Raw genomic sequence first — 15,441 nt, 5'->3', positions numbered from 1 at the left:
GAGGCTATGGCTATGACGCCAGCCGCCGCTACGACCCCGACTATGACAACACCTATCGCGGCGATGGCGGCCATCGCGGCGGACGACGCCGCGGCGGCGGGCAGTTCCTGCGCGCGGCCCAGCAGGGCGGCGACATCGGCTATGGCCGCGGTCAGTCGGGCGCGGACTACGGCGCGGCCGCGGGCGGCTATCGCCAGCCGGGCGACTGGGGCCGCGTCGGCGGCCACGACTTCGGCGGCGCCACCGGCGACTACGGCTCCAGCGGCTACGCCAGCCGCACGGCCGACTATGGCGACGAGCGTTATTTCGAGCACCGCGCCCGGCCCGATGGCCAGGATTACGCCTACGGCGATCCAAGCCGCGACCGCGGCTATCGCGCCTTCGCGCCCCGCGGCCAGCAGCGTCCCTATCAGGAAGAGCGCACCTGGTTCGACCGGGCCCGCGACGAGGTCTCGTCGTGGATGGGCGACCGCGACGCCCTGCATCGCCGCGAAGCCGACGGCGAGCATCGCGGCCGAGGCCCCAAGGGCTATCGCCGCTCGGACGAGCGCATCCGCGAGGACGTCAGCGACCGACTGACCGACGACGCCTGGCTGGACGCCCAGGGGATCGAGGTCATGGTCAACGACGCCGAGGTGACCCTGAGCGGCACGGTCCGCTCGCGCGAGGACAAGAAGCGCGCCGAGGCCCTGGCCGAGACGGTCTCGGGCGTCGACAACGTGCAGAACAACATCCGCGTCGATCGCGGGACGACCACGGCCGCCACCGCCGTGCCGACGTCGGACCCACTGGGCTGAGGCGGCGTCCTCAAATCCTCCCCCTAGCGGGGGAGGTGGCGCGGAGCGCCGGAGGGGGAAGTTCTGCGACCCTGCTTCTTCCCCCTCCGTCGTCTCTTCGAGCCGACACCTCTCCCGTGAGGGGGAGGATTTTCGTTACTTCGCCGCAGCTTCGTTTCGCGCCCGAAATGAAAGCCGATATTCCGCATGCGGAGGCCAAGTTGGCCTCGACAAGCAGGTATTAACGCCACAAACATCCCGACTTCTCGTCGCGGGAGCACGCCCGCGCGCCGCATTGGGGTGTTTCGTGAAAGCGCTGTTCTTCTCCGTCTCCGTCCTGTCCCTGGTCGCCACCGCCGCGCTGGCCCAGACCCAGCCGATGCCGGAGTCCGCCCCGCCGACGCCGCCGATCGCCGCCCCGCAGGACGTTCCCTATGTCGGCGCCCTGAAGCTGGCCGTCGACGCCACCGACATCGACCGCAAGATCTGGAACGTCACCACCACCATCCCGGTCAGCAAGGCCGGCGACTTCGTGTTCCTGTATCCGCAGTGGGTCCCGGGCGGCCACTCGCCGCGCAACGACCTCGACAAGCTGGCCGGTCTTGTGGTCACCGCCGGCGGCAAGCGCATCCCCTGGACCCGCGACGTCGTCAGCGTCCACGCCTTCCACGTCGACGTCCCGGCGGGCGTCAGCGAGATCCAGGTCAGCTACCAGTTCCTGACCGCCGTCGAGGGCAAGGTCGGCCGCATCGAGGTCACGCCCGAGATGCTGAACCTGCAATGGCTGCAGGTGACGATGTACCCGGCCGGCTACTACACCCGTCAGATCCCGATCGAGGCCAGCGTCAAGCTGCCGGAAGGCTGGAAGCTGGCGACCGCGCTGGAGACCGCCAAGGTCGACGGCCAGGTGACGACCTTCAAGCCGACCACGGTCGAGACCCTGGTCGATTCGCCCATCTTCGCCGGCAAGTACTTCAAGTCGGTCGACCTGGACCCGACCGGCCCCGCGCCCGTGCGCCTGAACATGGTCGCCGACAGCCCCGAGCTGCTGGAGGCCAAGCCCGAGCAGATCCAGATCCACAAGGACCTGGTACAGCAGGCCTACAAGCTCTACGGCGCTCACCACTACGACCATTACGACTTCCTGGTCGCCCTGTCGGACAAGATCGGCGGCATCGGCCTGGAGCACCACCGCAGTTCCGAAAACCGCGTCGCGCCGAAGTACTTCACCGAGTGGGACAAGAACTTCGTCGGCCGCGACCTGCTGAGCCACGAGTATACCCACTCGTGGAACGGCAAGTTCCGCCGCGCCGCCGACCTGTGGACGCCCAATCTGAACGTGCCGATGCGCGACAGCATGATGTGGGTCTACGAGGGCCAGACTCAGTACTGGGGCAACGTCCTGGCGGCCCGTTCGGGCCTCCTGACCAAGCAGCAGGCGATGGATTCGATCGCCGCCACGGCCGCCACCTACGACAACCGTCGCGGTCGCGACTGGCGCCCGGTGCAGGACACCACCAACGACCCGATCATCGCCAACCGCAAGCCGCTGTCGTGGCTCTCCTGGCAGCGTAGCGAGGACTACTACTCGGAAGGTCTGCTGGTCTGGCTCGACGCCGACACCCTGATCCGCGAGAAGACCGGCGGCAAGAAGTCGCTGGACGACTTCGCCAAGGCCTTCTTCGGCGTCGACAACGGCTCGTACGTGCCGCGCACCTACACGTTCGACGACGTGGTCGCGACGCTGAACGGCGTGGTGGCCAACGACTGGGCCGGCTTCCTGAAGACCCGCATCCAGGAGGTGCAGGAAAAGGGGCCGCTGGATGGCCTGGCGCGCGGCGGCTACAAGCTGGTCTACGCCGAGACCCCGACCGAGTTCATGAAGTCGGCCGAGACCCGGGCCAAGAGCACCGGCCTCAGCTATTCCCTGGGCCTGTCGGTCGGATCGGACGGCGTGATCAGCGACGTCCAGTGGGGCGGCCCGGCGTTCAAGGCCGGCCTGACGCAAGGCCTGACGGTCGTGGCGGTCAATGGCGAGGCCTTCGACGGCGACAAGCTGAAGGCCGCCGTCACCGCCGCCAAGAAGCCGGAGAACCCGCTGGTCGAGCTGTTGGTCAAGGACGGCTCACGCTATCGGAGCGTCAAGATCGACTATCGCGACGGCCTGCGCTACCCGCGCCTGGAGAAGATCGCCGGCGTCCCCAGCCGTCTGGACGACATCCTGACGCCGCGCAAATAGGACTGCGAAAAGCTCGCAGCCTGCGACGAAATGGAGAAGGGCGGGAAGCCGGCGTCTATGCCATTTTCCCGCTCGTTCATTCCCTCTGAACGCGTACCGAAAAGGGCCCGCACCCCTCCCAGAGCGGGCCCTTTTTACGTCTGGGGTTCAGGCTCAGTCGACGACGGGCGGCGGCGGCAACGGGGATGGCAGCTTGGCGTCCTGATCGACATAGGCCGTCATGACCGTGCCCTTCTTGATGCCGACGTCCTTGCCCTTGATGAAGGGGGCGGCCGGCCAGAACAGGATCACCGTCGCGACCGTGGCGCCCACGCGGGTCTCACCCTTGCTGCCGCGGTTGGCGCGCAGCCGGATGCGGTCGTCGCCCACCTTCAGATAGACCAGCCGGACGTTCAGCTTGCCGTTCTTGCCAAGCATGCCGTTGTCCCGCGCCTCGACCACCTCGCCGATGCCGCGATAGCCGGCGCGCAGGATCGTTCCGTCGGGCAGCTTGACGTCTTCGTCCAGGCTGATCGTGAAACGATCACCTTCATGAGCCGTGTTGCTGGAGAGCGCGTCTTCGACCCGCATCGCCAATTCGGTGCCTTCCGGCACCAGCGTCTCGGCGTAGGCGGCCGTGGACGCGAGCATAGCCAACGCGCTCAGCGCGGTTGCGATTCTGACTTTCATCTGGATTCCCCCCGGAAATGGCGAGCACGCTAGGCGCTGGCGCGCATCGCGTCCAGAGAGCGCTACCGGGCTTGGGGATCATGGGAGTTGCAACCCGCTCCGATCCCAAGGTTTCGCGCCCCGGGGCCTTGGCTCTTGATCGCGAGAGCCGATATTTGTCGACCGTCTTCGATCGAGAGCCCCTGGATGTCGGATTGCCCTGAGCTGCAGCGCGTCACCACCCAATACGTGGCGGCCGAGGATCGCATGCGACTTTCGGGCGAGACGGCCGACGGCGCGACCGTGGTCCTGTGGCTGACTCAACGCCTGCTGAACCTGCTCGCGCCGCAACTCACGCGATGGCTGGAGCGCCAGGGCGTCGCCGACGTGATGGACAGCGAACTGGCCCAGGGCTTCGCTCAGGAAGCCGCCGAGGCGTCGCTGACCGCCGAGCCGGCGGTTCAGGCGGTGTCCCCCGCCGGCGCCTGGCTCGTGGAGTCGGTGGACATCCACATCGGAACCGACGGGGTGATCCTGACTTTCAAGGCCGAGGACGGCGCGGTCGCCAACCTGACCCTGATGACCCAAGCCCTGCGGCAATGGCTGGGCATCGTGCGCGGCCAGTATGGCGTGGGCGGCTGGCCGAGGGATGTCTGGCCGACATGGATGGGCGAGACTCACGCCCTGGCGATCAAACCGTCGACCACCGCCCTGCACTAGCGCACGGCGAGCGACTGTCAGATCACCGAGAGACAGACGTCCGCTTGAAAGTCGCCCCACAAATGAGACCGGTACCATTTCCGGCTTGAGTGGTCAGACAACTGCCCCCATAGTGCCGGCCGAAGGCGGCCCGAGAGCCGCCGCGCCATTTGTGCAAGCCTCGGGGAAACGACCGGATGACCACGACCCTCACCCGCCGCCTGTTCGGCGCGAGCCTCGCCGCCCTCTCCTCGGGAATGGCGACCGCCGCCCTGCCCGGCCTCGCCAGCGCCGCCGACAAGGCGGCCAAGACTTCTGGCGCGGGCAAGCCGCTCTACAAGGACCCGACCCAGCCGATCGACGCTCGCGTCCAGGACCTCCTTTCCCGCATGACGCTGGAGGAGAAGGCCGCCCAGCTGATCGGCATCTGGCTGACCAAGAACAAGATCCAGACCCCCGAGGGCGAGTTCTCGCCCGACCAGGCCAGCAAGAACTTCCCCAACGGCCTGGGCCAGATCTCGCGTCCGTCCGACCGCAAGGGCGCCAAGCCGGCCACGGTGATCGACGCGGCCGCCGGCGCCGACGACGGAGCGGTCAACCGCAACGCCAAGGAGACCGCGCGCTACACCAACGCCGCCCAGAAGTGGGCCGTCGAGAAGACCCGCCTGGGCATCCCGATGCTGATGCATGACGAAGCCCTGCACGGCTATGTGGCCCGCGACGCCACCAGCTTCCCGCAGGCCATCGCTCTTGCCTCGACCTTCGACACCGAGCTGACCGAGAAGATCTTCGCCGTCGCCGCCCGCGAGATGCGCGCCCGCGGTTCGAACCTCGCCTTGGCGCCCGTCGTCGACGTGGCCCGCGACCCGCGCTGGGGCCGCATCGAGGAGACCTACGGCGAGGACCCGCACGTCTGCGCCGAGATCGGCCTGGCCGCCATCCGCGGTTTCCAAGGGACCACCCTGCCGCTGGCCAAGGACAAGGTCTTCGTCACCCTCAAGCACATGACCGGCCACGGCCAGCCCGAGAACGGCACCAACGTCGGCCCGGCCCAGATCGCCGAGCGCACCCTGCGCGAAAACTTCTTCCCGCCGTTCGAGCGCGCGGTGACCGAGCTGCCGGTGCGCGCGGTCATGCCGTCGTACAACGAGATCGACGGTGTCCCCTCGCACGCCAACCGCTGGCTGCTGACCAAGGTCCTGCGCGAGGAGTGGGGCTACAAGGGCTCGATCCAGAGCGACTATTTCGCGATCAAGGAGCTGATCGCCCGCCACAAGCTGACGACGGACCTGGGCGAGACAGCCGTTATGGCCATGCACGCCGGCGTCGACGTCGAGCTGCCCGACGGCGAGGCCTACGCCTTGATCCCGCAACTGGTGAAGGCCGGCCGTATCCCGCAGTTCGAAATCGACGCCGCCGTGGCGCGCGTCCTGACCATGAAGTTCGAAGGCGGCCTGTTCGAGAACCCCTATTGCGACGAGAAGACCGCCGACGCCAAGACCGCGACGCCGGACGCCGTGGCCCTGGCCCGGGAGGCCGCCCGCAAGGCCGTCGTGCTGCTCAAGAACGACAAGGGCGTACTGCCGCTGGACGGCAAGAAGATCAAGCGCCTGGCCCTGCTGGGCACGCACGCCAAGGACACGCCGATCGGCGGCTATTCGGACATTCCGCGCCACGTGGTCTCGATCCACGAGGGCCTGACCGCCGAAGCGAAAGCCCAGGGCTTCGCCCTCGACTACGCCGAGGCCGTTCGGATCACCGAGCAGCGCATCTGGGCCCAGGACGAGGTCAAGTTCACCGACCCGGCCGTCAACGCCAAGCTGATCGCCGAGGCCGTCGAGGTCGCCAAGAAGGCCGACGTCGTGGTCATGGTGCTGGGCGACAACGAACAGACCAGCCGCGAGGCCTGGGCCGACAACCACCTGGGCGACCGCGAGAGCCTAGACCTAGTCGGCCAACAGAACGATCTGGCCAAGGCGATCTTCGACCTGGGCAAGCCGACCGTTGTCTTCCTGCTGAACGGCCGCCCGCTGTCGATCAACCTGCTGGCGGAGCGCGCCGACGCCATCATCGAGGGCTGGTACCTGGGCCAGGAAACCGGCAACGCCGCCGCCGACGTGCTGTTCGGCCGCGCCAATCCGGGCGGCAAGCTGCCGGTCAGCATCGCCCGCGACGTCGGCCAGCTGCCGATCTACTACAACCGCAAGCCCACGGCCCGCCGGGGTTATCTGGGCGGCGAGACCAAGCCGCTCTATCCGTTCGGCTTCGGCCTGTCGTACACCAGCTTCGACATCGGCGCCCCGCGCTTGGCCAAGACCACGATCGGCCAGGGCGAGAGCGTCAAGGTCGAGATCGACGTGACCAACACCGGCAAGGTGGCCGGCGACGAGGTCGTCCAGCTCTACATCCACGACGAAGCGGCCTCGGTCACCCGTCCCGTGCTGGAGCTGAAGCACTTCAAGCGCGTGACCCTGGCGGCGGGCGCCAAGACGACGGTGACCTTCGAGATCAAGCCGTCGGACCTCTCGATGTGGAACCTGGACATGAAGCGCGTGGTCGAGCCGGGCGACTTCTCGATCCTGGCCGGTCCGAACTCGGTGGACCTGAAGAAGGCCACGCTGACGGTGGCTTAAGCCCAGATGCTCCCCCGCGATGCGGGGGAGCTGTCGCGGAGCGACTGAGGGGGCAAGCGCCGTGAAGGCCGAGCTAGCCCCCTCCGGCCCTCTGGACCACCTCCCTCGCGACGCGGGGGAGGAATTATAGAAACCCCCTTAAGTAACAATCGAAAGCCAAGTTTGATCGCGCCGGGGTTCAGTCCCGCGCCCGGACGGCCCATGTTCCGGCCATGGCCGTTCCCCCTCCGCTCTTCACCGACGAAGAGATCGATCTGCTGGTCGATACCTTCTATGCGCGCGTCCGCCGCCACCACCGCCTGGGCCCGATCTTCGAGAAGGCGATCGGCGAGGACGGCTGGCCGGCGCACCTTTCGACACTAAAGGACTTCTGGTCGTCGGTGCTGAACACCAGCGGCCGCTACAAGGGCCAGCCGATGGTCGTCCACCAGGGCGTCCCGGAATTGACCGAAGGCCTGTTCACGCCGTGGCTGAGCCTGTTCCACCAGACTTGCGTGGACCTGTTCGACGCCGAGCGCGCCGCGATCGTCGGCCAGAAGGCCGAACGCATCGCCAAGAGCCTCAAGCTTGGCCTTTTCTTCAAGCCGGACGCAGTGGCGTGAACGCTCGCGAGACGCTGAGCGCCGACGGTTTCGTCCGCTTCGAGGCAAGCCAGACCCTGGCCCTGCTGGGCGCCGAGGCCGCCGCCGGCTGGAAGGCCTTCGCCGACAGCTGGAACGACCTGCCGCTGGACGGCTTCATGGCCGACGGCGGGCGCTATCGCCGGCGACGGTTCGCCGCCTTCTCGGCCGCGCCGGGCGTTCTCACGCGCAAGCCCCACCAGCCCCACTGGCAGAGCCGCGACTACAACCCCCTGAACGGCGGCGTGCAGCGCTGGTTCGAGCCGGTGACGCCCGAGATCGCCGACCATCCGGTGACGCGCGGGGTCATCCGGGCGGGTCTTGATCTCTTCCATTCGATCACCGCCGATCCGCCTATCGCCTGGCACGTGGAGCTGCACCAGTTCCGCATCGAGGCCACCGCCGACAAGGCCGGCCAGCCGACGCCGGAAGGCGCGCACCGCGACGGCGTCGACTGGGTCATCGTCATGCTGGTCGACCGCCGCAACGTCGACAGCGGCGTCACCGATATCTACGCGCCGGACGGAACCGGCCTCGGCTCGTTCACCCTGTTCGCGCCGGGCGACGCGGTCTGCGTGGACGATCATCGCGTCCTGCACGGCGTCACCCCGATCCGCCCGCGCGATCCGGCCCAGCCGGCCGTGCGCGACGTGTTGGTCACGACCTTCCGCCGCTCGCCCGAAGGTTGACGCTGCGACCGTTTGCCTCACTCCGAAAGTCTGCGGCCCGTGTCACGGTGAGGCTTGTCATCCCGTGGGGTTGAGCGCGCGTCGCCATGTCTCGAGACGACCAAGCCCTGCCGACCGACCCGCCGACCGGCCGCCGCGCTGTCTTCTCCAGCGCCATGGCCGACGCGGTGCCGATCCTGATCAGCTACGTCGATCGCGAAGAGCGCTATCGGTTCGTCAATCGCGCCTACGAGCAGTGGTTTGGCGTCGACCGCTCGCAGATCGAGGGCAAGACCCTGGCCGAGGTGCTGGGCCCGGCCGCCTATGAGCGCCTGCGCCACCACGTGGCCCGCGCCCTGGACGGCGAGACCCTGACCTTCGAGGGCGAGATCGACTACGGCGACGCGGGCGTCCGCCACGTCGAGGCGCGCTACGTTCCCCATGTCGGCCGCAACGGCGACATCCCAGGCTACTACGTCCTGGTCACCGACATCTCGGACCGCAAGAGGGCGGAAGCCGAGCTGGCGCGCACCCTGGCCGGCGAGCGGCGGCGCGCGGCGCTGCTGGACCTGGGCCAGAAGCTGCGGGACGAAGGCGACCTGACCGCCATCGCCCAGACCGCCGCCCGGATGTTGACCGAGCAGTTGGGCGTCGCCCGCGCCGGCTACGCCGAAATGAGCGACGTTCCCGACGTGGCCCTGGTGGTCGCCGACGACGGGCGCGACGAGTCCGGCGTGATCCCCATGCGGCGCCGGACCTTCCGGCTCGAGGACTTCGGCCCGACGATGAGCGCGGACATGCACGCCGGACGCGTCATCTCGATCAGCGACGTCGCCCTGGATCCGCGCACCAACGATCCGGAGGCGCTGGAAGCCTTCGCCGCCATCGGGGTGCGGTCCTTCCTGACGATTTCGCTGATCAAATCCGGTCAGCTGTCGGCCTATGTGTTCGTGTGCCACGACCAGCCGCGCGTCTTCGCGCCGGACGAGGCGGCCTTCGTCGCCGACGTCGCCGAGCTGATCTGGACGGCCAGCGCCCGCGCGCTTTCCGACCAGGCCGTGCGGCGGGCCGAGGAGGCCGAACGCCTGCTTATCCGCGAGGTCGACCATCGGGCCAAGAACGTGCTGGCCGTGGTCCAGTCCCTGGCCCAGTTGACGCCGTTCGAGAGCAAGGAGCAGTACGTCCAGGCCCTGTCCGGCCGCATCGGCTCGCTGGCCCGCGCTCACAGCCTGCTGTCGACGGCGCGCTGGACCGGCGTCGACCTGCACGACCTGCTCCGGCTGGAGCTCGCCCCCTATGGCGGCGAGAGCGAGCAGGTGGCCATCGCCGGCCCGCCGGTGCTGATCGACGCCCAGGCCGCCCAGTCTCTGGCCCTGGTCATCCACGAACTGGCCACCAACGCCAGCAAATACGGCGCCCTGGCGCGGCCGGAAGGCCGGCTGAACGTCTCATGGGCCTGGGGCCCCGGCGGAGCACTGACCCTGATCTGGCGGGAGAGCGCCGGCGCGCCGGTCGCGCCTCCTCGGCGGCACGGATTCGGCTCGACCCTGATTGAAAGCGCGATCAAGCAGGCCGGCGCCCGGGTCAGCCTGGACTGGCGCGCCGAGGGGCTGGAGGCCAGGCTCGACATTCCGACCGGCGCCCAGGCCCGGGCGGCCGAAAGCACCCCGGCCTATCGCCCCGGCCTTCCGATCGAGGAAAGCCCCGCCCTCCGCGGCCAGCGGGTGCTGGTGGTCGAGGACGAGGCCCTGGTCGCCATGGAGCTCAGCCGCGTGCTGACGGCCGCCGGCGCGCGGGTGGTGGGTCCGGCCGGCACCATCGAGGAGGCCATGGCCCTGCTGGAGATCCAGCCGATCGACCGCGCCTTGCTGGACATCAATCTGGGCGGGCGGGTGATCACGCCGGTCGCCCGGCTGCTCAGCCACAGGCGCATTCCGTTCGTCTATCTGACAGGCTACCAGGAACCGGACGTCGACGGCGGCCCGGTGCTGCGCAAGCCGGTGGCGACCAGCACGCTTTTGGGCGCCCTGGCCCGTGGCGCGACCTCGCCTCCGCAATAAGGCGGCAATAATCGGACACGCCCATGACACGTGCGCGCGTGATGGAAAACGCGCCGCTCAAGCTCGGGCCTTACCTTCCCGCTTGAATTTGCAATTCGTTCTCAAGTAAGGACGAGCGTCCGTCGCCGAGGTTCCTGCGCCACCGTGAAGTCCGCCGCCGATCAGCACCGCCGCTCCTTCTGGCTGAAGCAGTTGCACCAGTGGCACTGGATCAGCGCCGCCGTGTCGCTGGTCGGCATGCTGCTGTTCGCGATCACCGGGATCACCTTGAACCACGCGAGCCAGATCGAGGCCGAGCCGAAGGTCGTCAGCCGCAAGGCCACCCTGCCCCCGGACCTGCTGGCCGTGCTGGCCAAGGGGCCCGAGGAGGGCAAGCGCCCCCTGCCCGTTCCGCTGGAGCCGTTCCTGGACAGGGCCGTCGGCGCCGATGTCGCAGGCCGCGAGGGCGAGTGGTCGCCGGAGGAGGTCTATGTCGCCCTGGCCCGTCCGGGCGGCGACGCCTGGCTGTCGATCGACCGCCAGACCGGCGCGATCGAGCACGAAAAGACCACGCGTGGGGTCGTCTCCCTGCTCAACGACCTGCACAAGGGACGCAATTCCGGCAAGGCCTGGGGCTGGTTCATCGACATCTTCGCCGCCGCCTGCGTGGTCTTCACGGTCACGGGCCTGATCCTGCTGCAGTTCCACGCCCGCGCCCGCCCCATGACCTGGCCGCTGGTCGGGCTGGGCCTGGCCGCGCCGATCATCCTCGTCATCCTGTTCGTCCATCTTTGAGGCGGACACGACCTTTCCTGTCAGAGCCATGTCCCGCGTCCTCGTCCCGCCCCTGACCACGCCCCCCGCCCGCCCCCTGGGCGGGAGCGTGCGCGCGTTCGGCGGAGGGACCATGGGCACGACCTGGTCGGCCAAGGCGGTGCTGCCGGCCACCACCGACCTCGCCGCGCTCGAAGCCATGGTCCAGCGCGCCCTCGACGCGGTCGTCTCCGAGATGAGCCCGTGGGAGCCGCTGTCCGACCTGTCGCGTTACAACCGCGCGCCGGCGGGGAGCTGGGTTCGCTTGCCCGCCGCGACCATCGCCGTCCTGCGCCGCGCGATCGAGGTCGCCGAGGCCAGCGACGGCGCGTTTGACCCCACTCTTGGCGCCCTGACGGACCTCTGGGGCTTTGGCCCCCGCCCCTTTGCCGGCGCGCCGCCGAAACCGGACGCCATCGCCTCGCTGCGCGACATCGGCGGCTGGAAGCGCCTGTCGCTGGACGGCGAGGCCCTGTTCCAGCCCGGCGGCCTGCGCCTCGACCTCAACGGGATCGCCAAGGGCTTCGGCGTCGACCAGGCCGCCGACGCCCTGGATCGCGCCGGGGTGAAGAGCTACCTCGTCGAGGTCGGTGGCGAATTGCGCGGGACCGGCGCCAAGCCCGATGGCCAGCCCTGGTGGGTCGAGCTGGAGCGGCCTCCGACAGCCAACGACGCCGAGAAGACCATCGTCGCCCTGCACGACCTGGCCGTCGCCACGTCCGGAGACTACCGCCGGTTCTTCGAGCATGACGGCCGGCGCTACGCCCACACCCTGGATCCCGCCACCGGCGCGCCCGTGAGCCACGCGACCGTCAGCGTGACCGTACTGGCCAAGGACTGCATGAGCGCCGACGCCTTGGCCACGGCTCTCACCGTCATGGCGCCCGAGCCGGCCCTGGCCTTCGCCGTCCGCCACGACCTCCCGGCCCTGATCGTCAGCCGCGACGCCTCGGGCGGCCTGGAGGAGCGCCTGTCGCCGGCCCTGCGGGCGATGCTGGACTGATGCCCGACCTTTCCGCCTTTTCGCCCGAGATTCGTCGCCTGCTCGCCGCCGGCGCGGTGGCCGGCGGCTACGCCCTGTTCTGCGGCGGGATCGCCCTGCGCGAGACCTGGCGCCGCCGCGTCGCGCGCCGCGCCGCCGAGGCCCTGTCGCAAGGCGCGGGCGAGCCCGTCCTCGTCGCCTACGCCAGCCAGACCGGCTTCGCCGAAGAGCTGGCCAGCGCCACCGCCGAGGCTCTGTCCGGAGCGGGCGTCCCGGTGGCCCTGCGCGAGCTGTCGGCCGTGACCGCCGCCGACCTGACGGGACCCGCCCTCTTCGTGGTCAGCACCACCGGCGAGGGCGACGCGCCTGACTCCGCCCGCGCCTTCATCCGCGACGTGATGAAGGACGGCGTCGACCTGTCGGGCCTGCGCTACGGCGTCCTGGCCCTGGGCGACTCTTCCTACGCTCATGTCTGCGCCTTTGGCCGGACGCTGGACGCCTGGCTGGCCCACGGCGGCGCCCAGCCGCTGTTCGACCGCGTCGAGGTCGACGACGGCGATCCGGCCGCCCTGCGCCACTGGCAAGGCAAACTCACTGTCCTGACCGGCGTCAGCCACGCGCCCGACTGGAGCCGCCCCGCCTATGGCTGCTGGATCCTGACCGAGCGCCAGTTGCTGAACCCGGGCAGTCCCGGCGGCGAGGCCTGGCGCGTGCGTCTGGTTCCCGCCGACAGCGCGACCTGGCAGGCCGGCGACATCCTGGAGATCGGTCCCCGCAACGCCCCCGCCGAGGTGGCGGCGCTGGGGGCGGCGCTTGGTCTGCCCGCCGAGGCGGCCGAAACCCTGTCCGGCCTGCGCCTGCCGCGCGAGCCGGCGGCGGTCGAGGCCCTGCGGGGTCTTTCCGCCTCGGCGATCGCCGCGCGCCTAACGCCTCTGCCGCACCGGGAGTATTCGATCGCCTCCCTGCCGTCCGACGGCGGGGTGGAGCTGATCGTCCGGCTGATGCTGGACGCCGAGGGCCGGCCCGGCCTGGGCTCGGGCTGGCTGTGCCGTTACGCCGAGATCGGCGGACCGATCGACGCCCGGGCGCGGACCAATCGCAGCTTCCACGGCCCCGATCCGGCGCGGCCGATGATCCTGATCGGCGCGGGCACGGGCCTGGCCGGCCTGCGCGCCCACATCAAGGCCCGTATCGCCGCCGGCGCGGTCCGCAACTGGCTGGTGTACGGCGAGCGCACGGCCGCCCACGACTATTTCCTGGGCGACGAGATCGAGGGCTGGAAGGCGTCGGGCGTGCTGGAGCGCCTGGACCTGGCCTTCTCTCGCGACCAAGCCGAGCGCGTCTATGTGCAGCACCGCCTGCGCGCCGCGGCCGACGACCTGCGCCAGTGGGTGGCGGACGGCGCGGCGATCTATGTCTGCGGATCGCTGGAAGGCATGTCGCGCGACGTCCACGCCGCCCTGGTCGAGGTGCTGGGCGCGGAGACCGTCGAGCGGTTGACCGACGAGGGGCGGTATCGGCGGGACGTGTACTGAGCGCTTCAACCTACAACAACTCTCGTCATCCCGGACGGCCGCAGGCCGATCCGGGATGACGCGCTATTTGGAGTGTTGAACCAGGGCCCGAAACTCCTCCGGCGTATTGGCCCCGCGCAGCCGCGCCAGCGCGCCCTCCGGAACCGGCAGGGCCGTCAGCCCCGCCCGCTCGACCAGCCGCCGCAGCGGCCAGCCCGCTTCGGCCTCGGCCGGCAGCGCCGCCGTCTCCACCACCATCGGCACGGGCAAGCCGTCGTAGAAGCCGCCGTCCGCCAACAGCGGCGCGAGATCGTCCGCCGTCACCGTCGGCGCGTCGACGGCCAGGACCAGCAGGCGCGCCGTACCGAGCGCCCTCGCCCCGGCCAGCACGCCGCCGACCGGCCCCCCGCCGGCCTCGTCGTCGGGCGCCCAGGGCAGACCCAGGTCAGCTCCGGCCGTGACGAGCGCTCCAGCGCCGACGGCGCGCGCCAGCGCCGCGACGCGATCCACCGCCCGCCGGCCGTCCCAGTCCAGCAGCGCCTTGTCGCGTCCCATCCGCCGGGAGGCGCCGCCGCACAGGATGATCGCGCCAAGAGAGGTCATGAACGCTGCATAGCAGTCCCCCGGCGGCGCGGGGAGAACCTCGACCTTCGCCGGTCTTCCAAGCTGCGCCCAAAGCGGTCTAGTGTCCCGCCCGCAAAGGGACGGAAGAAGAATGAGCCAACCTGTTGAGCGCCAGCGTCGTCGTACGACCCAGAGCGCCACCATCCGCGACGTGGCCGCCCGGGCCGGCGTCTCGCCGATGACCGTTTCGCGCGTCATCAATCGCGAGAGCACCGTCAAGGAAGAGACGCGCGCCCTGGTCGAGAAGGCCATCGCCGACCTCAACTACGCGCCCAACCCCGCCGCCCGCAGCCTGGCCGGCAGCGCCCCGTTCCGCATCGGCCTGCTCTACGACAACCCCTCGACCGGCTATCTGTCGGAGTTTCTGGTCGGCGCCCTGGACGAGAGCAGCCGCACCGGCTCGCAGATCGTCATCGAGAAGTGCGCCGAGCCCGAGCTGGCCGGCGCCACCCTGGCCCGGTTGCTGAAGACCGGCGTCGACGGCCTGATCCTGCCGCCGCCGCTCTGCGAGTCGCCCCAGGTCCTGGCCGAGGTGAAGGCCGCAGGCGCGGCCGCCGTGGCCGTCGCCCCCGGCATGGCCAGCGCCGACATGGCCACCATCCGCATCGACAACGAGGCCGCCGCCCTCGAGTTGACCCAGCACCTCTTGGGCCTGGGCCACAGGCGCTTCGGCTTCATCAAGGGCCACCCGAACCAGACCGTCAGCCAGCAGCGGTTGGACGGCTTCATGTCCGCCCTGAAGGCGGCCGGGATCCCGCAGGAGGACATCCGGGTCGAGCAGGGCTACTTCACCTATCGCTCGGGCCTGGACGCGGCCGAGCGCCTGCTGGCCGTCGAGCCGCGCCCCACGGCGATCTTCGCGGCCAACGACGACATGGCCGCCGCCGCAGCCGGCGTCGCCCATCGCCTGGGGCTGGACGTGCCGGGCGACGTCTCGATCGTCGGTTTCGACGACACCTCGATCGCCGACAACATCTGGCCGCCCCTGACCACCGTCCACCAGCCGATCGCCGCCATGGCCCGCGCCGCCGTTGACCTGGTGCTGGAGGAGATCCGCCGCCACCGCGACGGCGGCGGCGAGCCGAGGCAGCTGATGCACCCTCATACGCTGATCGTCCGGGACTCGAGCGGACCGGTGGCGGAGTAAAAATCCCTCTCCCTACGGGAGAGGGCGGGGCCCGCGCCG

Annotated in this window: 13 protein-coding genes; 11 read left to right on the top strand and 2 right to left on the bottom strand. The window is 69.8% G+C overall.

The genetic code is table 11. The features are described from left to right. Window positions 1–797 (top strand): BON domain-containing protein (locus VJ655_RS17670; protein WP_324113344.1); only part of this gene is annotated, 797 nt, incomplete at its 5' end. 274 nt (window positions 798–1,071) lie between these two features. Beyond that, a complete protein-coding gene (locus VJ655_RS17665; RefSeq protein WP_324113343.1) occupies window positions 1,072–3,015 on the top strand; it encodes a peptidase M61 in 1,944 nt (647 codons plus the stop codon). Between the two features lie 153 nt (window positions 3,016–3,168). On the opposite strand, the gene VJ655_RS17660 is transcribed toward VJ655_RS17665, so the two are convergent. Beyond that, window positions 3,169–3,645, bottom strand: a complete 477-nt coding sequence (locus VJ655_RS17660) for a hypothetical protein (RefSeq protein ID WP_324113341.1) — start codon at window positions 3,643–3,645, stop codon at window positions 3,169–3,171. 225 nt (window positions 3,646–3,870) lie between these two features. Here VJ655_RS17660 and VJ655_RS17655 point away from each other — a divergent pair, with 225 nt between their 5' ends. The 8 genes from VJ655_RS17655 to VJ655_RS17620 all read left to right on the top strand — a co-directional run bounded on the left by VJ655_RS17655 (window position 3,871) and on the right by VJ655_RS17620 (window position 13,652). Beyond that, window positions 3,871–4,383: a hypothetical protein gene (locus VJ655_RS17655; protein WP_324113339.1), complete on the top strand. Its 513-nt coding sequence runs from the start codon at window positions 3,871–3,873 to the stop codon at window positions 4,381–4,383. A gap of 176 nt (window positions 4,384–4,559) precedes the next feature. Beyond that, window positions 4,560–6,995 carry a glycoside hydrolase family 3 N-terminal domain-containing protein gene (locus VJ655_RS17650; protein ID WP_324113337.1) on the top strand — a complete coding sequence of 812 codons (2,436 nt, stop codon included), beginning with the start codon at window positions 4,560–4,562 and terminating at the stop codon, window positions 6,993–6,995. A 212-nt stretch (window positions 6,996–7,207) separates the two neighbouring features. Continuing rightward, window positions 7,208–7,597, top strand: a complete 390-nt coding sequence (locus VJ655_RS17645; protein WP_324113335.1) for a group III truncated hemoglobin — start codon at window positions 7,208–7,210, stop codon at window positions 7,595–7,597. Further along, complete coding sequence (locus VJ655_RS17640; protein ID WP_324113334.1) at window positions 7,594–8,304, top strand: 2OG-Fe dioxygenase family protein; 711 nt, start codon at window positions 7,594–7,596, stop codon at window positions 8,302–8,304. Before VJ655_RS17645 ends, VJ655_RS17640 begins: the two co-directional genes overlap by 4 nt. 86 nt (window positions 8,305–8,390) lie before the next feature. After that, a complete protein-coding gene (locus VJ655_RS17635; protein WP_324113332.1) occupies window positions 8,391–10,343 on the top strand; it encodes an HWE histidine kinase domain-containing protein in 1,953 nt (650 codons plus the stop codon). A gap of 144 nt (window positions 10,344–10,487) precedes the next feature. After that, window positions 10,488–11,117: a PepSY-associated TM helix domain-containing protein gene (locus VJ655_RS17630; protein WP_324113330.1), complete on the top strand. Its 630-nt coding sequence runs from the start codon at window positions 10,488–10,490 to the stop codon at window positions 11,115–11,117. Window positions 11,118–11,193: 76 nt separating this feature from the next. Further along, window positions 11,194–12,138: an FAD:protein FMN transferase gene (locus VJ655_RS17625; RefSeq protein ID WP_324113346.1), complete on the top strand. Its 945-nt coding sequence runs from the start codon at window positions 11,194–11,196 to the stop codon at window positions 12,136–12,138. Beyond that, window positions 12,138–13,652: a sulfite reductase flavoprotein subunit alpha gene (locus tag VJ655_RS17620; RefSeq protein WP_324113328.1), complete on the top strand. Its 1,515-nt coding sequence runs from the start codon at window positions 12,138–12,140 to the stop codon at window positions 13,650–13,652. Before VJ655_RS17625 ends, VJ655_RS17620 begins: the two co-directional genes overlap by 1 nt. A gap of 63 nt (window positions 13,653–13,715) precedes the next feature. On the opposite strand, the gene VJ655_RS17615 is transcribed toward VJ655_RS17620, so the two are convergent. After that, window positions 13,716–14,234, bottom strand: coding sequence for a molybdenum cofactor guanylyltransferase (locus VJ655_RS17615; RefSeq protein WP_324113326.1), 519 nt, complete (start codon window positions 14,232–14,234; stop codon window positions 13,716–13,718). A gap of 112 nt (window positions 14,235–14,346) precedes the next feature. On the opposite strand from VJ655_RS17615, the gene VJ655_RS17610 reads away from it, so the two are divergent. Further along, window positions 14,347–15,402 carry a LacI family DNA-binding transcriptional regulator gene (locus VJ655_RS17610; protein ID WP_324113325.1) on the top strand — a complete coding sequence of 352 codons (1,056 nt, stop codon included), beginning with the start codon at window positions 14,347–14,349 and terminating at the stop codon, window positions 15,400–15,402. Window positions 15,403–15,441 lie beyond the last annotated feature (39 nt).

This window comes from Caulobacter sp. (assembly GCF_035254145.1).
Lineage (GTDB): Bacteria > Pseudomonadota > Alphaproteobacteria > Caulobacterales > Caulobacteraceae > Caulobacter.
This window is presented reverse-complemented; position numbering and strand designations above follow the sequence as displayed.

What these genes read in the sequence shown, in the direction of transcription:
- VJ655_RS17660 (WP_324113341.1), bottom strand. Translation starts at nt 3,645, where the DNA reads ATGCTCGCGTCCACGGCCGCCTACGCCGAGACGCTGGTGCCGGAAGGC.
- VJ655_RS17655 (WP_324113339.1), top strand. Translation starts at nt 3,871, where the DNA reads ATGTCGGATTGCCCTGAGCTGCAGCGCGTCACCACCCAATACGTGGCG.
- VJ655_RS17650 (WP_324113337.1), top strand. Translation starts at nt 4,560, where the DNA reads ATGACCACGACCCTCACCCGCCGCCTGTTCGGCGCGAGCCTCGCCGCC.
- VJ655_RS17645 (WP_324113335.1), top strand. Translation starts at nt 7,208, where the DNA reads ATGGCCGTTCCCCCTCCGCTCTTCACCGACGAAGAGATCGATCTGCTG.
- VJ655_RS17635 (WP_324113332.1), top strand. Translation starts at nt 8,391, where the DNA reads ATGTCTCGAGACGACCAAGCCCTGCCGACCGACCCGCCGACCGGCCGC.
- VJ655_RS17620 (WP_324113328.1), top strand. Translation starts at nt 12,138, where the DNA reads ATGCCCGACCTTTCCGCCTTTTCGCCCGAGATTCGTCGCCTGCTCGCC.
- VJ655_RS17615 (WP_324113326.1), bottom strand. Translation starts at nt 14,234, where the DNA reads ATGACCTCTCTTGGCGCGATCATCCTGTGCGGCGGCGCCTCCCGGCGG.
- VJ655_RS17610 (WP_324113325.1), top strand. Translation starts at nt 14,347, where the DNA reads ATGAGCCAACCTGTTGAGCGCCAGCGTCGTCGTACGACCCAGAGCGCC.